This window comes from Enterococcus sp. DIV0970a, from assembly GCF_051711265.1.
In the GTDB taxonomy this organism is placed as follows: domain Bacteria; phylum Bacillota; class Bacilli; order Lactobacillales; family Enterococcaceae; genus Enterococcus_D; species Enterococcus_D casseliflavus.
In genome coordinates this window covers 2,726,444-2,740,355 of record NZ_JBIOMF010000001.1, presented here as the reverse complement: position 1 = coordinate 2,740,355, position 13,912 = coordinate 2,726,444, and the positions used below count along the sequence as shown (strand labels likewise).

General features: G+C 44.3%; 13 protein-coding genes. 9 read left to right on the top strand and 4 right to left on the bottom strand.

Annotation, left to right across the window (positions count from 1 at the left end; translation table 11 throughout):
- Nucleotides 1-2: 2 nt before the first annotated feature.
- On the top strand, nucleotides 3-1,772 hold the full coding sequence (locus IGK14_RS13205; protein WP_010749915.1) for an ABC transporter ATP-binding protein: 1,770 nt from the start codon (nucleotides 3-5) through the stop codon (nucleotides 1,770-1,772).
- Between the two features lie 208 nt (nucleotides 1,773-1,980).
- Here IGK14_RS13205 and IGK14_RS13200 read toward each other — a convergent pair whose 3' ends face one another.
- Complete coding sequence (locus IGK14_RS13200) at nucleotides 1,981-2,298, bottom strand: RNHCP domain-containing protein (protein ID WP_010749914.1); 318 nt, start codon at nucleotides 2,296-2,298, stop codon at nucleotides 1,981-1,983.
- Between the two features lie 513 nt (nucleotides 2,299-2,811).
- On the opposite strand from IGK14_RS13200, the gene IGK14_RS13195 reads away from it, so the two are divergent.
- On the top strand, nucleotides 2,812-3,129 hold the full coding sequence (locus IGK14_RS13195) for a hypothetical protein (protein WP_010749913.1): 318 nt from the start codon (nucleotides 2,812-2,814) through the stop codon (nucleotides 3,127-3,129).
- Nucleotides 3,130-3,235: 106 nt separating this feature from the next.
- Here the strand turns inward: IGK14_RS13195 and IGK14_RS13190 are convergent, their stop codons facing one another.
- On the bottom strand, nucleotides 3,236-4,027 hold the full coding sequence (locus tag IGK14_RS13190; RefSeq protein ID WP_174273011.1) for an L-threonylcarbamoyladenylate synthase: 792 nt from the start codon (nucleotides 4,025-4,027) through the stop codon (nucleotides 3,236-3,238).
- A gap of 322 nt (nucleotides 4,028-4,349) precedes the next feature.
- Between IGK14_RS13190 and IGK14_RS13185 the strand changes: the two genes are divergently transcribed.
- Together IGK14_RS13185 and IGK14_RS13180 are read left to right on the top strand one after the other, a co-directional pair.
- Entirely contained in the window at nucleotides 4,350-5,249 is a 900-nt protein-coding gene (locus tag IGK14_RS13185) for a cation transporter (protein WP_010749911.1), read from the top strand.
- A 79-nt stretch (nucleotides 5,250-5,328) separates the two neighbouring features.
- Nucleotides 5,329-6,165 (top strand): YitT family protein, encoded by an 837-nt coding sequence (locus tag IGK14_RS13180; RefSeq protein WP_438712403.1) that lies wholly within the window; start codon nucleotides 5,329-5,331, stop codon nucleotides 6,163-6,165.
- A gap of 97 nt (nucleotides 6,166-6,262) precedes the next feature.
- Here the strand turns inward: IGK14_RS13180 and IGK14_RS13175 are convergent, their stop codons facing one another.
- On the bottom strand, nucleotides 6,263-6,931 hold the full coding sequence (locus tag IGK14_RS13175) for a GntR family transcriptional regulator (protein ID WP_010749909.1): 669 nt from the start codon (nucleotides 6,929-6,931) through the stop codon (nucleotides 6,263-6,265).
- Between the two features lie 188 nt (nucleotides 6,932-7,119).
- Here IGK14_RS13175 and IGK14_RS13170 point away from each other — a divergent pair, with 188 nt between their 5' ends.
- The 5 genes from IGK14_RS13170 to IGK14_RS13150 all read left to right on the top strand — a co-directional run bounded on the left by IGK14_RS13170 (nucleotide 7,120) and on the right by IGK14_RS13150 (nucleotide 12,370).
- On the top strand, nucleotides 7,120-8,715 hold the full coding sequence (locus IGK14_RS13170; protein WP_010749908.1) for a mannitol dehydrogenase family protein: 1,596 nt from the start codon (nucleotides 7,120-7,122) through the stop codon (nucleotides 8,713-8,715).
- Nucleotides 8,716-8,718: 3 nt separating this feature from the next.
- Nucleotides 8,719-9,795, top strand: a complete 1,077-nt coding sequence (uxuA, locus tag IGK14_RS13165) for a mannonate dehydratase (RefSeq protein ID WP_438712401.1) — start codon at nucleotides 8,719-8,721, stop codon at nucleotides 9,793-9,795.
- Nucleotides 9,796-9,811: 16 nt separating this feature from the next.
- Nucleotides 9,812-11,200, top strand: coding sequence for a glucuronate isomerase (gene uxaC, locus IGK14_RS13160; RefSeq protein ID WP_438712398.1), 1,389 nt, complete (start codon nucleotides 9,812-9,814; stop codon nucleotides 11,198-11,200).
- Nucleotides 11,201-11,339: 139 nt separating this feature from the next.
- On the top strand, nucleotides 11,340-11,666 hold the full coding sequence (locus tag IGK14_RS13155) for an MGMT family protein (RefSeq protein WP_010749905.1): 327 nt from the start codon (nucleotides 11,340-11,342) through the stop codon (nucleotides 11,664-11,666).
- A complete protein-coding gene (locus tag IGK14_RS13150) occupies nucleotides 11,663-12,370 on the top strand; it encodes a GntR family transcriptional regulator (protein WP_010749904.1) in 708 nt (235 codons plus the stop codon). The genes IGK14_RS13155 and IGK14_RS13150 overlap by 4 nt, the downstream gene beginning before the upstream one ends.
- Before the next feature lie 95 nt (nucleotides 12,371-12,465).
- Here the strand turns inward: IGK14_RS13150 and IGK14_RS13145 are convergent, their stop codons facing one another.
- Nucleotides 12,466-13,665: an enolase C-terminal domain-like protein gene (locus tag IGK14_RS13145; protein WP_010749903.1), complete on the bottom strand. Its 1,200-nt coding sequence runs from the start codon at nucleotides 13,663-13,665 to the stop codon at nucleotides 12,466-12,468.
- Between the last annotated feature and the right edge of the window lie 247 nt (nucleotides 13,666-13,912).

Sequence of the window (13,912 nt, the reverse complement as noted above, 5' to 3'; positions counted from 1 at the left end):
CCATGACAGATTTGTTCAAAGCGAGTAAATTTTTCTACCATTACTTAAAACAATACAAGTGGTCGTTTCTATTCATTTTTGTGACGGTGATTCTGGCAACGTATCTGCAAGTGCAAGCGCCAGTCTTTGTCGGAGAAGCGTTCCAAGAGTTGGCGAATTATGTTGGTGGTTTGATGCAAGGGGTCGATGATAAATCAGCTTTTCTATCGATCATTTGGAAATTGTTGATTTTTTATGTCTTAGCCAGTGCAGCCAATTTTGTTTATAGTATCTTGTTCACGCAAGTGGTGGGGAAATCAACCAACAGAATGCGGATCGGTTTATTTAATAAACTGGAAAAATTGACGATCAAATTCTTTGATTCTCATCAAGACGGTGATATTTTGAGCCGTTTTACCAGTGACTTGGATAACATCCAAAACAGTCTGAACCAAGCATTGTTGCAAGTGCTGACCAATGTAGTCTTAATGGTGGGGATCTTGATCATGATGTTCCGTCAAAACGTTGAATTGGCATGGGCAACGATTGCTTCTACCCCGATTGCGGTCTTAATCGCGGTGATCGTGATCCAAAAAGCCCGCAAATATGTCGATCTGCAGCAAGATGAAGTCGGAAAATTAAACGGCTATATTGATGAAAAAATCAGTGGTCAACGAATCATCATCACCAATGGACTGCAAGAAGAAACCATCGACGGTTTCTTGGTCCACAACCAACAAGTCCGCGAAGCTACCTACAAAGGGCAAGTCTACTCTGGGCTGCTTTTCCCCTTGATGCAAGGGATGTCCTTGTTGAACACGGCAATCGTGATTTTCTTTGGTGGCTGGTTAGCATTGAACGGTGACTTAGAACGTTCTGTTGCTTTAGGATTAGTTGTGACCTTTGTCCAGTATTCGCAGCAGTATTACCAACCATTGATGCAGATCTCTTCTGGTTACAGCATGATTCAATTGGCGATCACCGGTGCGCGCAGAATCAATGAAATGTTTGATGAACCTGATGAAGTCAAACCAAAAGACGGGATCAAAGTGAAGGGCATCAAAGAGGCGGTTGCTTTGAATCATGTGGACTTTGGGTATGACAGTCAAAAATTGGTCCTAAAAGATGTCTCGATCACAGTCAACAAAGGCGAAATGGTCGCATTAGTCGGACCGACGGGTTCAGGAAAAACGACCATCATGAACCTGTTGAATCGCTTCTATGATGTGAATGGTGGTTCTGTGACCTTTGACGGCATCGACATCCGGGAGCTAGACTTGGATCTGCTGCGTTCTCAAGTGGGAATCGTTTTGCAAGAATCCGTGTTGTTCTCAGGGACGATTCGCGAAAACATTGCTTTTGGGAAACCAGAAGCGACTGAAGCCGAAGTCATTGCAGCAGCGAAACAAGCCAATATCCATGAGTTTGTTATGACGTTGGAAAAAGGCTATGACACGGAGATCACCGAAGAGAACAATCTTTTCAGTACTGGTCAAAAACAATTGATGAGTATTGCCCGAACGATTTTGACCAATCCAGAATTGTTGATTTTGGATGAAGCCACCAGTAACGTTGATACCGTGACCGAAGCGAAAATTCAACGAGCAATGGATGAAGCGATCAAAGGACGAACCAGTTTTGTGATCGCCCATCGCTTGAAGACGATTTTGAATGCCGACCGCATCGTTGTCTTGAAGGATGGCAAAGTCATTGAAGAAGGCAATCACCATCAATTGGTGGCGGCCGACGGATTTTATGCGGAACTGTATCACAATCAATTCGTTTTTGAATAAGCGCAAACCAACGTAAAATCATCAAGAAGACACTAGCAGGACAGCCCGCAATTTCGTCAACCAATCGACGAAACAGCGGGCTGTTTTTTTTTAGGTTAAAGCAAGCGCTTCTTATGACGACAATGTCTATGAGCAGTTAGTGGTATAAGAGATCCGTTGTTCTGATAACCAAAAAAGACCAGCCTTAAGCATGGTCTTCTTTGGTTTTTTAGTGATACGCAGCGGTTTGAGCCAACCACTCAATAAAATGGTCTGGCTGTTGCGTATCCTGTGCCACGATATTCCACTGCTGGTTTTTGCAGCGGGTGCATTCATGCAGCAGCTGATATCCTTTTTTGGAATGTTGGCGATAGTCAATCGGTCGCATCAAGCCATGGCAAGTATTTTGACGATCACCCGGGCGAATATCCACGTGTAACGAGTAGAGACACTGGGGACAATGGTTGCGGTAAGAACCATTGGTCAAGGGTGCCACAGGCGTACTGCAGTTTTTACAAACAAAGGTCGTATTTTCATCTTTTCTCATTTTGCTTTCCTCCAAAAGAATGATTTCTTTTGAGAGAAAAGGGTTCCGTTCGTTCTTCATCAGGCTTCTTTGGCTAGGGACACATTCACCGTCCGTAACGATTACTTCTGCTTCCAGCTTCATGCGATTTCGCAATCCGTACCACGCTTAGTTTTTTCGTTTTGTGCTAAGCACTGTGTTGCGGCAGCCCACAACCCAGCAGTAAGTGTAGTCCAAAGTCACTGTCATTGGCGTCGTCCCCTAGAAAGCAATTGAGGAATGCTTTTTCATCGAGTACCTCCTATGTGTTTACGAGGGTATTATAGCAGAAATAGAGTTGGAATTCTAAGACAGATGAAACCTGATCGTAATTCATTCCTTTTTTATCGTTAAAAACAATAATATGTAGATAATAATGCTATTTTGTGACAAAATATTTACATGTAGGTTTCGCTCGATTTTATTTTGGTCACTGAAGAAGAGACACGGAATCACAAAATGAAGGAAGGATGACCTAACGAAAGGAGAACAAAAATGTTTGGTACGAACAAGAAATCCGAAAATTCGAATGGTACACAAGGCAAGAAACGAAAAAAGCGTTTGACTGTAGAAAATCTGATCAACCAATATCTTGAAGAAAAAGAGATCCATGAATTGAGTGATGGTCTGTCTGTCCAGATCTTTAATGACTTATCTGCACACCGAATACATTTCATGGAGATCCCCAACCTTAGTTACAAAAATCTCGGAGCAGCTATCCAAATCGATCAAAACTGGATTAAAATCAAGCAACAAGATACGATCATCAAACAGCAGGCAGAGATCATTCAGCTTTTGAAAGAAAAACGATAGAAGAAAAGTATTTTTTCAATTAAAAAAACGAAGAACGAGCTGAGTGGTTCTCCTTGAAAAGGAGGGCAGCTAGCTGGTTCTTCGGTTCCTTGTTGACAATGAAAGATCAATAGTACTCCCCGTGGCGATAGTCCCATGAGTTGAAGTAATCAGAAAGGTACATTTGGATTTTTTCAACATCGAGTCCTTTACGGATCAAGACAGGTGCGGGTGTGATGGAGCGTTGGTCTCCTTGCTCAGGAATCAAGTTGCCGTCTTTATCAACGAAAGAAACCATGACTCCTTGCTCATAGCGGGTTTCCAGCGTTTTGTCTGGTTGGATCGATGCAACATAGTCGTTGCCTTCAATGATTAGATCGGCTTCTTGCGCGATTTGTTCGCCGATCCCTTCAACAAGTCCGCGGTTTCCTTTGCCTGAAGGGTTCGCTGAGCTGGCGAAAAGCAATTTCTTTTGCTGATCCCAAAATTCTTTTGAAATCTGCTCACCAGGGACACCGAATTTGATCACAAAACAGCTGGTTCCCCGAACGTCCGTCATCAATTCTTCTGAACCATCATTTGGGATATAGGCTTTTCCTGATTCTTTCCAAGGCAAAATCGCACCGAATAACACGTCATTGTTCCAGCAAGTTTCGTAAACGGCGGCGGTTTCCGCATTTAGTTCGGCTAATTCATGTAGCTGTTCCAATGAGCTGCAAAGAACGACGCCTGGTTTGTTACGCTTGCGATTTTTCGCTGAAAACTTGCGTTCCAGCCCTTTTTTATCAGAGACGGCAATGATATAGCCGACTTTGGTTGGGCAAACGATCACTTTGCCTTCTTCATTCAAATAGTTGATCGCACGTTGATTTGGTTCTCCTGTCCATGGGACTTGTTTTGCTTCATTCACTCTCTTCATCCTCCCTGTCTTCCAATGAATCGCCGTTATGAAAAATATAACGGAATATTCTGAAAATTCTGATTGAATATGGTTACCCTTGATGATAAGGGAATCAATCCGCGTAGTCAAGGGGATTTACACCAGAATGTAAAAAGAGTGGAATAGAAAGATCGAATATGCATCACTAGAGAATAGAGTGAATGATTGACAGCAACACTATTTTTTTCCGCTTTGTATGAAAAAATTGACTGTTTTTCATGTTATTTATATGGGAAGATAGGCTTATAGATGGAAGAACGCAATCAAAAGAATAGTTTTTTTGTGAAAGATGAGGAGTATCATGAGTGAAAAGAAAAAAATACGCAAGCTTTTGTTGGCATCGATTGTCGCTGGGAGTATCTATGGTGGCGGTGCCTTGCTTTTTGGGTTGCTGGTCAGTTATAACGTCCTCTTGTTAGATGGGGTCTATACATTGATTGGTGCAGTGATGTCACTGATTGCTTTGTACGTGGCAAAATATATCCAAGCCCAAGATTTTGAACGTTTTCCATTCGGTAAAGAGGCATTGATGCCATTAGTGGTATTTATTCAATATAGTATCATCCTGCTGATCTCAATTTATGGGATCATTGAATCTGCTTTTAGTTTATTACACGTCAGTGATGGCATGATTGATCCAATCGGTTTGTATTTCTCGCTGGTTGGTACGATCTACTGTTTCTCTTTTTACTTGTACTTAAAAAAGAAACCACTGACCCATCCCTTTTATTGGGTGGAACTAGAACAATGGCGTTTCGGCTTTTTCTTTAGTCTGGGTGTCGTCGGTTCATTTCTTGTGTCCTGGCTGATCCAAGCCAGTCCCTATGGGGATTTTGCGATGTATGTCGACCCAATCATCTCCATCGGGATCACCTTGTTCTTTATCCAGCTTTCGATAAAAGAGTTGAAAGCAGCGATTTTAGAATTGACTTCCTCTACCCCAAAAGAAGAACTGCGGGAGACCATCATGACGATCGTTGAAAAAGAATTGCGCGCAGAAGAAGTGGTGGACTTTGTGTTACGTACCGCCAAAGTCGGTAATCAAGTCATTGTGGAATTAGATGTAGTGATTTTACCTGCAACTCCTCTCGATACAGTAGGTCAGCAAGATCCCTTGCGAGAACGATTGAATCAGGCAATCAGCCAACAGATTTCTGGTTATTCCCTCTGGCTAAACATAAATTTTGTCGGTGACATCTAATGGGCGTATAGTGAGGAGTAAGAATGGCTGCAAAGCAGCTTGAATAAACCGTGAAAATGACAGAGAAAAGAGGAAACAAATGACAATTCTGAAAGCCTATGGAAAAATCACCGCAGCACTTTTCTTGTTAGCGGCAAGCATCAATTTATTTTTAGGACCGCATCATGTGGCAGCTGGCGGTGTCAGCGGAATCGGTATTTTATTAGAGTCAGCACTCGGTTGGGATCGAGCGGCTGTGATCATGGTCTTGAATATTCTCATGCTTATTCTTGCCTATGCCTTTTTAGGGAAGGGGCCTTTTATGAAAGTCCTCTATGGTAGTTTTGCTTTTCCAGTAGCAATTGCTTTAGTTCCGGAATATATGGTGGCTGAAGACCGGTTGCTTTCCGTGATTTTTGGCAGTGCGATTTTTGCTTTAGGAGTAGCGATTTTGTACAAAAATCAGTCTTCCAGCGGCGGCACAACGATTCCACCGCTGATTTTCAAGAAATACTTTAATTTGAATCCAGCGATTGGCTTGCTGGCGACCGATGCGATCGTTGTTTCCATGAACTTGTTCGTTTTCGGGTTTGAAGAGTTCTTGTTTGCGATCTTATCGATCGTGATCACCTCTGGTGTGATGACCTACATTGAAACCGGCTTTAACCGAAAGAAATCTATCATGATCTTAAGTGAGAACCACGTGAATAAGATTCGAGAAGCGGTCTTTGATAAAACAGCTCGGGGTGCGACCCTGTTGGCTGCCCAAGGCGGTTACCAGCAAGCCGACAAGCAAGTGCTGCTGATCGTTGCCAGCGACCAAGAGTTTATGCAGATCAGACAAATCATTGAGACGATTGACCCAAAAGCGTTTGTGATCGTCAATAATGTCTCAGAAGTACTGGGGCAAGGCTTTAGTTATCACCCGATCGAATGAGCGTATTCTCGCTTGTTCAGCGTATGAAACCACCCTCGTCAAGTAGGCTATCTACTCGACGAGGGTGGTTTTTAAGGTCCATGATTTTCAAATAGCTTTACTCCGTAAAGTAATCGGGGAAGGCTTTTTCCACAAAAACCAGATCGTTATCAATGACATCAATGTGTTGCCCGACCAAGGGAGCAATTTTGGCTTGGTCTTTTTCTTTTAAGGTTGCTAAGATTTCTTCATGATCTCGCAAAATAATTTCCCAAGACAATTCCTCCACCTCTAAACGTAAGAAGCGGAAGCGATTTAATGGCAGATTGATCGTTTGTAGCCAATTCCAGACATTTTCTTTGTCGGCGATTTTATAAATCAACTGATGGAAGGCCTCGTCGAGTTGGAAAAACTCGATTTCATCCTTCAATTGGGCATAGGTCCGCTGCAAAATAACGAGTTTTTCTAGTTCTTTCAGTTGTTCTTCTGTAACGGCTTGGCAGGCAGCTACGAATACTTCTTTTTCAAGCGTCTCTCTGACAAAACGAGCTTCTTCAATTTGTTTGATGCTGATTTTAGAAATATAGGTGCCGCTTTGGGGAACGACATGGATCAGTGCTTCACGGCGCAGACGAATAATTGCTTCGCGGATCGGCGTCCTGCCGATGGTTAGTCGTTGCTCCAATTCCTTTTCAGATATTTTTTGACCGGGAATCAGTTTGGCGGTTAAGATCAACTCTTTGATTGATTCATAAGCTTGTGATTGAAAATTTGTAAGGTTCAACATAAACGCTTCTTTCTGTATCAGGCATTCAATTCCCTTCGAAAGAAAAACTCTGAAGGAAAGTGCCTAGGGATAGTTTTGAGTAATAAAACTAGTATATAAGTTGAATAACCTTTTGTAAAGGCTTGCAATTCAGTATGGAATGAACTAGAATACTAATATATCATTTTTAAGAAAAAGGAGGAAGTAGGATGTTTGATTTTGCTGCCTTGAAGCAGGCAGGAGTTACGATGCCGGTCGTTCCCAAAGAAGTGAGGGATCAATCAGATACTCAGTTTCAATGGCTACACTTTGGTGGGGGAAATTTGTATCGGGCATTTCACGCAGAAGTAGCCCAAACGTTGATCGATCAACAAGCGTTGTCAAAAGGAATCGTAGTGTGTGAAACCTTTGATGAACAAGTGATCGATCAAGTGTACGCGCCTTACGAGAATGACATTTTAGAAGTGATCATGCACGAAGGGGGACGGTTGGAGAAAAAATTGCTCCAATCAACGGCGGCTAGTTATTATTGCCATCCTTCCCGCACTGCGAGTTATGAGCATATACGTAAAGTATTTCGTGAGCCGTCACTACAATTGGTCACCGTAACAATCACAGAAAAAGGCTATGGCTTAAAAGACAGTCAGGGGAATTTTTTGCCTGTCGTCCAAGCGGATCTCGCTGCGGGTCCTCATCAGGTCAACCATACAATGAGCATTTTGGCTAGCTTTTTATGGGATCGTTTTCAATCAGGGGCTCTTCCGATCGCTATGGTCTCTACCGACAATTTTTCGCAAAATGGGCTCCGTTTCCAAGCTGCGATTGTCACCATCGCAAAAGAGTGGCAAAAGCTGGGGCATATTTCAGAAGCGTTCGTCCGATACTTAGAAAACAACGCGCAAGTGACGTTTCCGTGGTCAATGATCGATCGGATCACGCCAAATCCTTCAACAGCAGTTGCAGAAGAATTAGCAGCAGCTGGCATTCAGCAGCTGCCAGTCATTCGGACCGATAAAGGAACGATGATCGCTCCGTTTGCTAATACAGAGGCGACTCATTATTTAGTGATTGAAGATGATTTCCCGAACGGTCGCCCGAATTTAGACAAAGCGGGGGTGATCTTGACGAGTCGAGAGATCGTAGACAAAACCGATAGTATGAAAGTCACAACTTGTTTGAATCCACTGCATACGGCAATGAGTTTGTTCGGCTGTTTACTCGGCTATACATCCATTGCTGCGGAAATGACCGATCCAGATATTGTCGCTTTGATCAAAGGAATCGGCTATCGTGAAGGCTTGCCGGTAGTGGAAGATCCTGAGATCATTCAGCCAAAGAAATTTATCGATGAGGTGGTCGGTCTTCGTTTACCGAATCCGCTGATTCCTGACACCCCCCAGCGCATCGCCGCAGACACCTCACAGAAAATCGCCATCCGTTTTGGTGAAACCATCAAAAAGTATGTGGAGAAAGAAGGCTCGGCTTCTGAGCTGACTTTTATTCCTTTAGCGATTGCTGGCTGGTTGCGTTATCTCTTAGCGATCGATGATGAAGGCCATCCATTTGTCCCAAGTCCTGATCCCCTCTTAGCAGAATTGCAAGAGATTTTACATGAGTGTCAGTTGGGGTCAGCCGCCGATGTTCAAGAGATCATTCGACCAATCTTAGCAAATCCGCAGATTTTTGGTTTGGATCTCTATCAAGCAGGAATCGCTGAAAACGTGGGTCACTTGTTCGCTAAGATGCTAACAGGAACCGGCGCAGTTCGTAAAACATTACATGAAACAGTAGAAGGGATCGAATAAAAAATGGAAATGACATTTCGTTGGTATGGAAAAGAATACGATAAAATCAAGTTAGCAGATATCCGTCAAATTCCTGGGATGAAAGGCATCGTCGGCACACTTTTTGATTTGCCTGCTGGGGCAGTTTGGCCCAAACAACGGATCAAGGCGCTCGTGGAAGAAGTCGAAGCAGCTGGACTTTCTCTGAAGGTGATCGAAAGTGTCAATATTCATGATGACATCAAGATTGGCTTGCCTTCGAGAGACCTGTATATCGAAAACTACAAAGAAACGATTCGTAATTTGGCAGCATACGGAATCGAAGTGATCTGCTATAATTTTATGCCGATTTTTGATTGGATCAAAACGGATCTCGATTATCGCTTAGCCGATGGTTCTTCTACGATGGCATTTGAAAAAGCAGGGATCGACAAAGACCCAGAAGAGATCGTCAAAGAAGTTGAGGAGTCAAGCTCTGGCTATACCTTGCCAGGCTGGGAACCAGAACGTTTGGCACATGTCAAAGAATTGTTTGCTGCGTATAAGGATGTCGATGATGACAAATTAAGAGAAAACTTTGCTTATTTCCTAAAAGCCATCATTCCCACCTGCGAAGAGGTCGGCATCAAGATGGCTGTTCATCCAGATGATCCTCCCTATTCGATTTTTGGTCTGCCGCGTATCGTTAAAAACCGTGATGATCTGGATTGGGTCTGTAACGTGGTCGACAGTCCGTCAAATGGCATCACACTTTGTACTGGCAGTATCGCCGAAGACCCAGCCAATAATGTCTATGAGATTTTGGCTGAGTTTTGTCGCCGGGATCGGATTCCTTTTGCCCATGTTCGTAACATTCAATACTTGGGCAATGACAAAGACTTTTATGAAGCACCGCATCTCTCCTCTGAAGGCTCGTTAGACATGTATCAGATCCTAGAAGCGATGTACAAAAATGGCTTTGACGGCTATATTCGACCAGATCATGGGCGAATGATCTGGGGAGAAACGGGACGTCCAGGCTATGGCTTATATGATCGGGCGATCGGCGCTTCCTACTTATTAGGGTTGTGGGAAGCCATCGACAAGAGCGTGGGGCGTTAAGAAAAGGAGCGAAGAAATGTTTTTAACTGACGATTTTATTTTGAAAAACAGCTTTGCCAAAGAGTTATACCATGGGTATGCAAAAAAGCAGCCGATCATTGATTACCATTGTCATTTAGATCCGAAAGAGATTTTCGAAGACCAAAACTTCACCAATCTGACCCAAGCGTGGCTGGCGGGGGACCATTACAAATGGCGCTTGATGCGAGCCAATGGTGTTGCAGAATCTTTGATCACTGGCGATGCTGATGACTACGAAAAATTCTGTGCTTGGGCGCAGACCTTGGAGGCTTGCATTGGCAATCCATTATATGTCTGGACCAATTTGGAATTGAAGCGAATCTTTGGTATGGATGAGCGGTTGACACTAGCCAATGCAGCAAGCATTTGGGAAAAAGCCAATCAACAGTTGCAGACGAAGGAATTTTCACCACGAGGGCTGATCAAAAAGATGGCCGTTGAGGTGATCTGTACGACGGATGATCCCATTGATTCGTTGACGTATCATCAAAAGCTGGCAGAAGAATCCTTTGCTGTGTATCCTACCTTTCGTCCTGACAAAGCAATCAATCTGCAGAATTCAGAATTTCCAGCATACCTTAAGCAATTGGCTGCAGCTGCGAACAAAGAAATCACTAGCTATCAAACGCTGGTTGAAGCATTGGCCGTACGTATTTTTTACTTCCAGCAACGGGGCTGTCGTTTAGCAGATCACAGTCTATCACGTCTTGGAGAGGAAGCCTACGATACCGCTGCACTTGAAGCGATTTTTCAGAAGCGTTTGACCACTGGGACACTGACTAATGAAGAAATCAGACAGTTTCAAACCGGCTTGCTGATTGACTTGATGCGCCAATACGCGAAGCAAGGTTGGACCGCGCAATTGCATCTGATGGCGACTCGCAACAACAGTCAAAAACTTTTCCAACAACTAGGACCTGATAGCGGCGGTGATGCGATGGGGGACGATCGTCTAGCGAGCGGCTTAAGTCGGACATTGGCGCAGCTTCAGGCGGAAAGCTTATTGCCGAAGACGATTTTGTATTCACTGAACCCCAAAGATTATCCAGTGTTGACTGCGCTGATGGGGGCGTTCCAAGAAGAGCGCAAAGGCAAGCTGCAATTAGGCTCTACTTGGTGGTTCAATGATACGTATTCTGGTATGCGATATCAGTTGACGACCCTAGCAGAAGGCGGGATTCTTGGAAACTTCGTCGGCATGCTGACGGATTCTCGCAGCTTTTTGTCTTATCCACGCCACGAGTATTTCCGGCGGATTTTGTGTCAGGTGATCAGTGAATGGGTAGAAGACGGACAACTACCAGCAGATGAAATATATTTAGGGCAGATCGTCGCAGATATCTCTTATCACAATGCGAAAACCTACTTTGATTTTCCAAACTAATGACTACTCGATTCGTTCTTGGCTTGCTAGAGAAGGAATCGAGTGTTTGTATGGCTATTGCTAAAGTTGCGTCTGTTCATTTACTATTGGCAGGGAATCCAGTACTATGATAGAAAGAATCAAAGAAGGAGCGAACAGTATGAATCCATTCTATGAAGAAGTCTATGCGCTGGCGCGGCAGATCCCTTTTGGTAAAGTCGTCTCCTATAGTCAGATTGCGTGGAAATTGGGACAAATCAACGGCGCGCGAGCAGTCGGTCGAGCGATGCGCTTGAGCCCTCAGGATGTCCCTGCCCATCGAGTCGTGCGGGCAGATGGCGTCTTAGTTGGTCCCACCGCCAATGGGCGAAAAGCAGCACTCGTCGATGAAGGGGTGGTCTTCAAAGCCAGTGGTCGTATCGATATGAAGGCTTGCAGTTGGTCCATGAGCGAGATCGCTCCCGCTCAAATGAAGGAGCCATTATGAAAAAACGTGAATTTATCGTGCAAGATCTGTTGAGTAAAATCTATCAGGAAGAATTTTCTGCCGGCAAATTACCCAACCAAAGAACCCTTGCGCAAACCTATGGCGTTTCGCGGTTTACGATCCAGCAAGCAATCAAAAACCTTGAAGAGATCGGGATCGTCAAAGTGGTACAAGGTTCAGGGATTTTTATCCATGAAAAATGGGTCAAAAACCCAATGATCTTTAATTCCTTGACCCGCACCCCTTATGACCGCATCCATTCCAAAATGATTTCCTTGAATAAGGCGGCAGCAACGTTGGATGAACAGCAGATTTTCCAAATAGGCCCAGACGAGGAAGTCTGGATCTTTGAACGAGTGCGGATCGTCAATTATAAAATCGAACAGCTGGAAACCTCTAAATTGCCCGTCAGCCTATTTCCTGAATTGACACAAGAAATCGTGGAGCACTCGATCCAACGCTATGTCGAAAGCTGCGGATACCGCATTTCCCACTACATCACAAGCTATACCCCCATCACCACATCGACCGCGCAATCGGGTATTTTATTGTGCAAGCGGGGAACACCGGCAATGCAGATCAGCAATCGGGCGATTTTAGAAGACGGCCGCGTGTATGAGTTCAGCAATATCGTTGCCATTGATTATGCCGTGACCTACATCCGTCCCTTTGACCGTGAGATCCATCGCTCACGCATCGATTGATTTTTAGGAAAGCAAATGTGCCAGTTGCGTCGTCTTTACCCAGAGAGAACAAAGACATCCCCTGTCGATTGGACAGGGGATGTCTTTTGTTGTGTTTAAGGAGTGATCAAAGTGCCGTCTGGTGTACGGCTCTGGGTCCATTCGTGAGGACGGTAAACCACGGGAAATTCCGAAGCTGCTGCTTCATCGAACGTGATTCCGATCCCACTTTTCTCGATGGGATAAAAATAGCCGTTTTCAGGTTGTGGACTACCACCAAAGACCGACTGGGTATTTGCTGGGATCGCAATCGTTTCTTGGATCGCGGCATTGTGGAGATGGATATTTAGATGGGTGTTGACGGCTAAGCCGACAGGGCTGATATCAGACGGCGTGTGCCAAGCGATCCGAATGCCCATCGCATCGCAGAAGTGAGCCAATTTCAATGCTGGCGTGATCCCACCGATTTGTGAGACATGGGCACGCATAAAGTCAATCTGTTGATTTTTGACTAGCTCTTGCCATTCCATCGGATTATTGAACAATTCGCCGGTCGCGATCGGGGTCGCCGACTGGCTGCGGAGTTGCTGCAACCACTTGTTTTGATCCGGCGGCAAAATATCTTCTAGGAAAAAGAGATTGAAAGGCTCAGCGGCTTTTGCAAATTGAATCGCTTGGTTTGGATGCAGCCGTTCATGCACGTCATGCAGCATTTGAAATTGATTGCCGTATCGTTCTTGGATCGCAGCAAACATTTTCAGTGTTGTGTCCATGTAGTCTGTTTGATCAAAATAGGAACCAGCGATGGGCTGATCGGGTGTTTGCAGTTGGCTAGGATTTCCACCATAAAAGCCTAATTGGCAACGGATATAGCGATAGCCCTCAGCCAAGAAGCGATCGATTTCTTGATAAAGGTCTTCGAGATTATCTGCCACGGCATGGGTATAGGCGGGAATCGCCGTACGCGCTTTTCCACCTAACAGTTGATACAATGGCATATCGGCTAATTGTCCCTTGATGTCCCATAAAGCCATGTCGACTCCTGAGATGGCATTGTTGGTGATCGGACCATTCCGCCAGTAAGAATTGACATTCATCACTTGCCAAAGATCTTCGATTTGATTGGCATCGCGGCCAAGTAAGAGGGGGCGTAAATACTCGTCAACGACGGTTTTTACGGCTAGTGGGCGAAACTGGAAGGTTGCGCAACCTAACCCAGATACGCCTTTGTTTGTTTCTACTTTAACGACAACAAGGTTATGACGATCAGGTTTGATCGCAAAGGCTTTGACGTCGGTGATGATCGTTGGTGTCATTTCATTCACTCCAATTTTTGTCTCTAGTTGCTATAGCCATTGAAACATGCTTGGCAACCGCTGTCAATTTGGTCTAATAAAAACTGGATATACACCATAAAACCAGTCCAATTTTTGCCTATTTTATAATAAAACGTTGATATATAGCGTTTTTATTCTGGTTTTATCAAAAAAGGACTGGTTTTACAAGTCTGTGTGAGCATGCTACTATGTGTGTGAAAACGGAAACACCTGAAAGGGCGCCCGT

Coding starts and splice junctions, on each gene's coding strand:
- IGK14_RS13205 (WP_010749915.1), top strand. CDS start 3: ATGACAGATTTGTTCAAAGCGAGTAAATTTTTCTACCATTACTTAAAA.
- IGK14_RS13200 (WP_010749914.1), bottom strand. CDS start 2,298: ATGAGAAAAGATGAAAATACGACCTTTGTTTGTAAAAACTGCAGTACG.
- IGK14_RS13195 (WP_010749913.1), top strand. CDS start 2,812: ATGTTTGGTACGAACAAGAAATCCGAAAATTCGAATGGTACACAAGGC.
- IGK14_RS13190 (WP_174273011.1), bottom strand. CDS start 4,027: ATGAAGAGAGTGAATGAAGCAAAACAAGTCCCATGGACAGGAGAACCA.
- IGK14_RS13185 (WP_010749911.1), top strand. CDS start 4,350: ATGAGTGAAAAGAAAAAAATACGCAAGCTTTTGTTGGCATCGATTGTC.
- IGK14_RS13180 (WP_438712403.1), top strand. CDS start 5,329: ATGACAATTCTGAAAGCCTATGGAAAAATCACCGCAGCACTTTTCTTG.
- IGK14_RS13175 (WP_010749909.1), bottom strand. CDS start 6,931: ATGTTGAACCTTACAAATTTTCAATCACAAGCTTATGAATCAATCAAA.
- IGK14_RS13170 (WP_010749908.1), top strand. CDS start 7,120: ATGTTTGATTTTGCTGCCTTGAAGCAGGCAGGAGTTACGATGCCGGTC.
- uxuA (WP_438712401.1), top strand. CDS start 8,719: ATGGAAATGACATTTCGTTGGTATGGAAAAGAATACGATAAAATCAAG.
- uxaC (WP_438712398.1), top strand. CDS start 9,812: ATGTTTTTAACTGACGATTTTATTTTGAAAAACAGCTTTGCCAAAGAG.
- IGK14_RS13155 (WP_010749905.1), top strand. CDS start 11,340: ATGAATCCATTCTATGAAGAAGTCTATGCGCTGGCGCGGCAGATCCCT.
- IGK14_RS13150 (WP_010749904.1), top strand. CDS start 11,663: ATGAAAAAACGTGAATTTATCGTGCAAGATCTGTTGAGTAAAATCTAT.
- IGK14_RS13145 (WP_010749903.1), bottom strand. CDS start 13,665: ATGACACCAACGATCATCACCGACGTCAAAGCCTTTGCGATCAAACCT.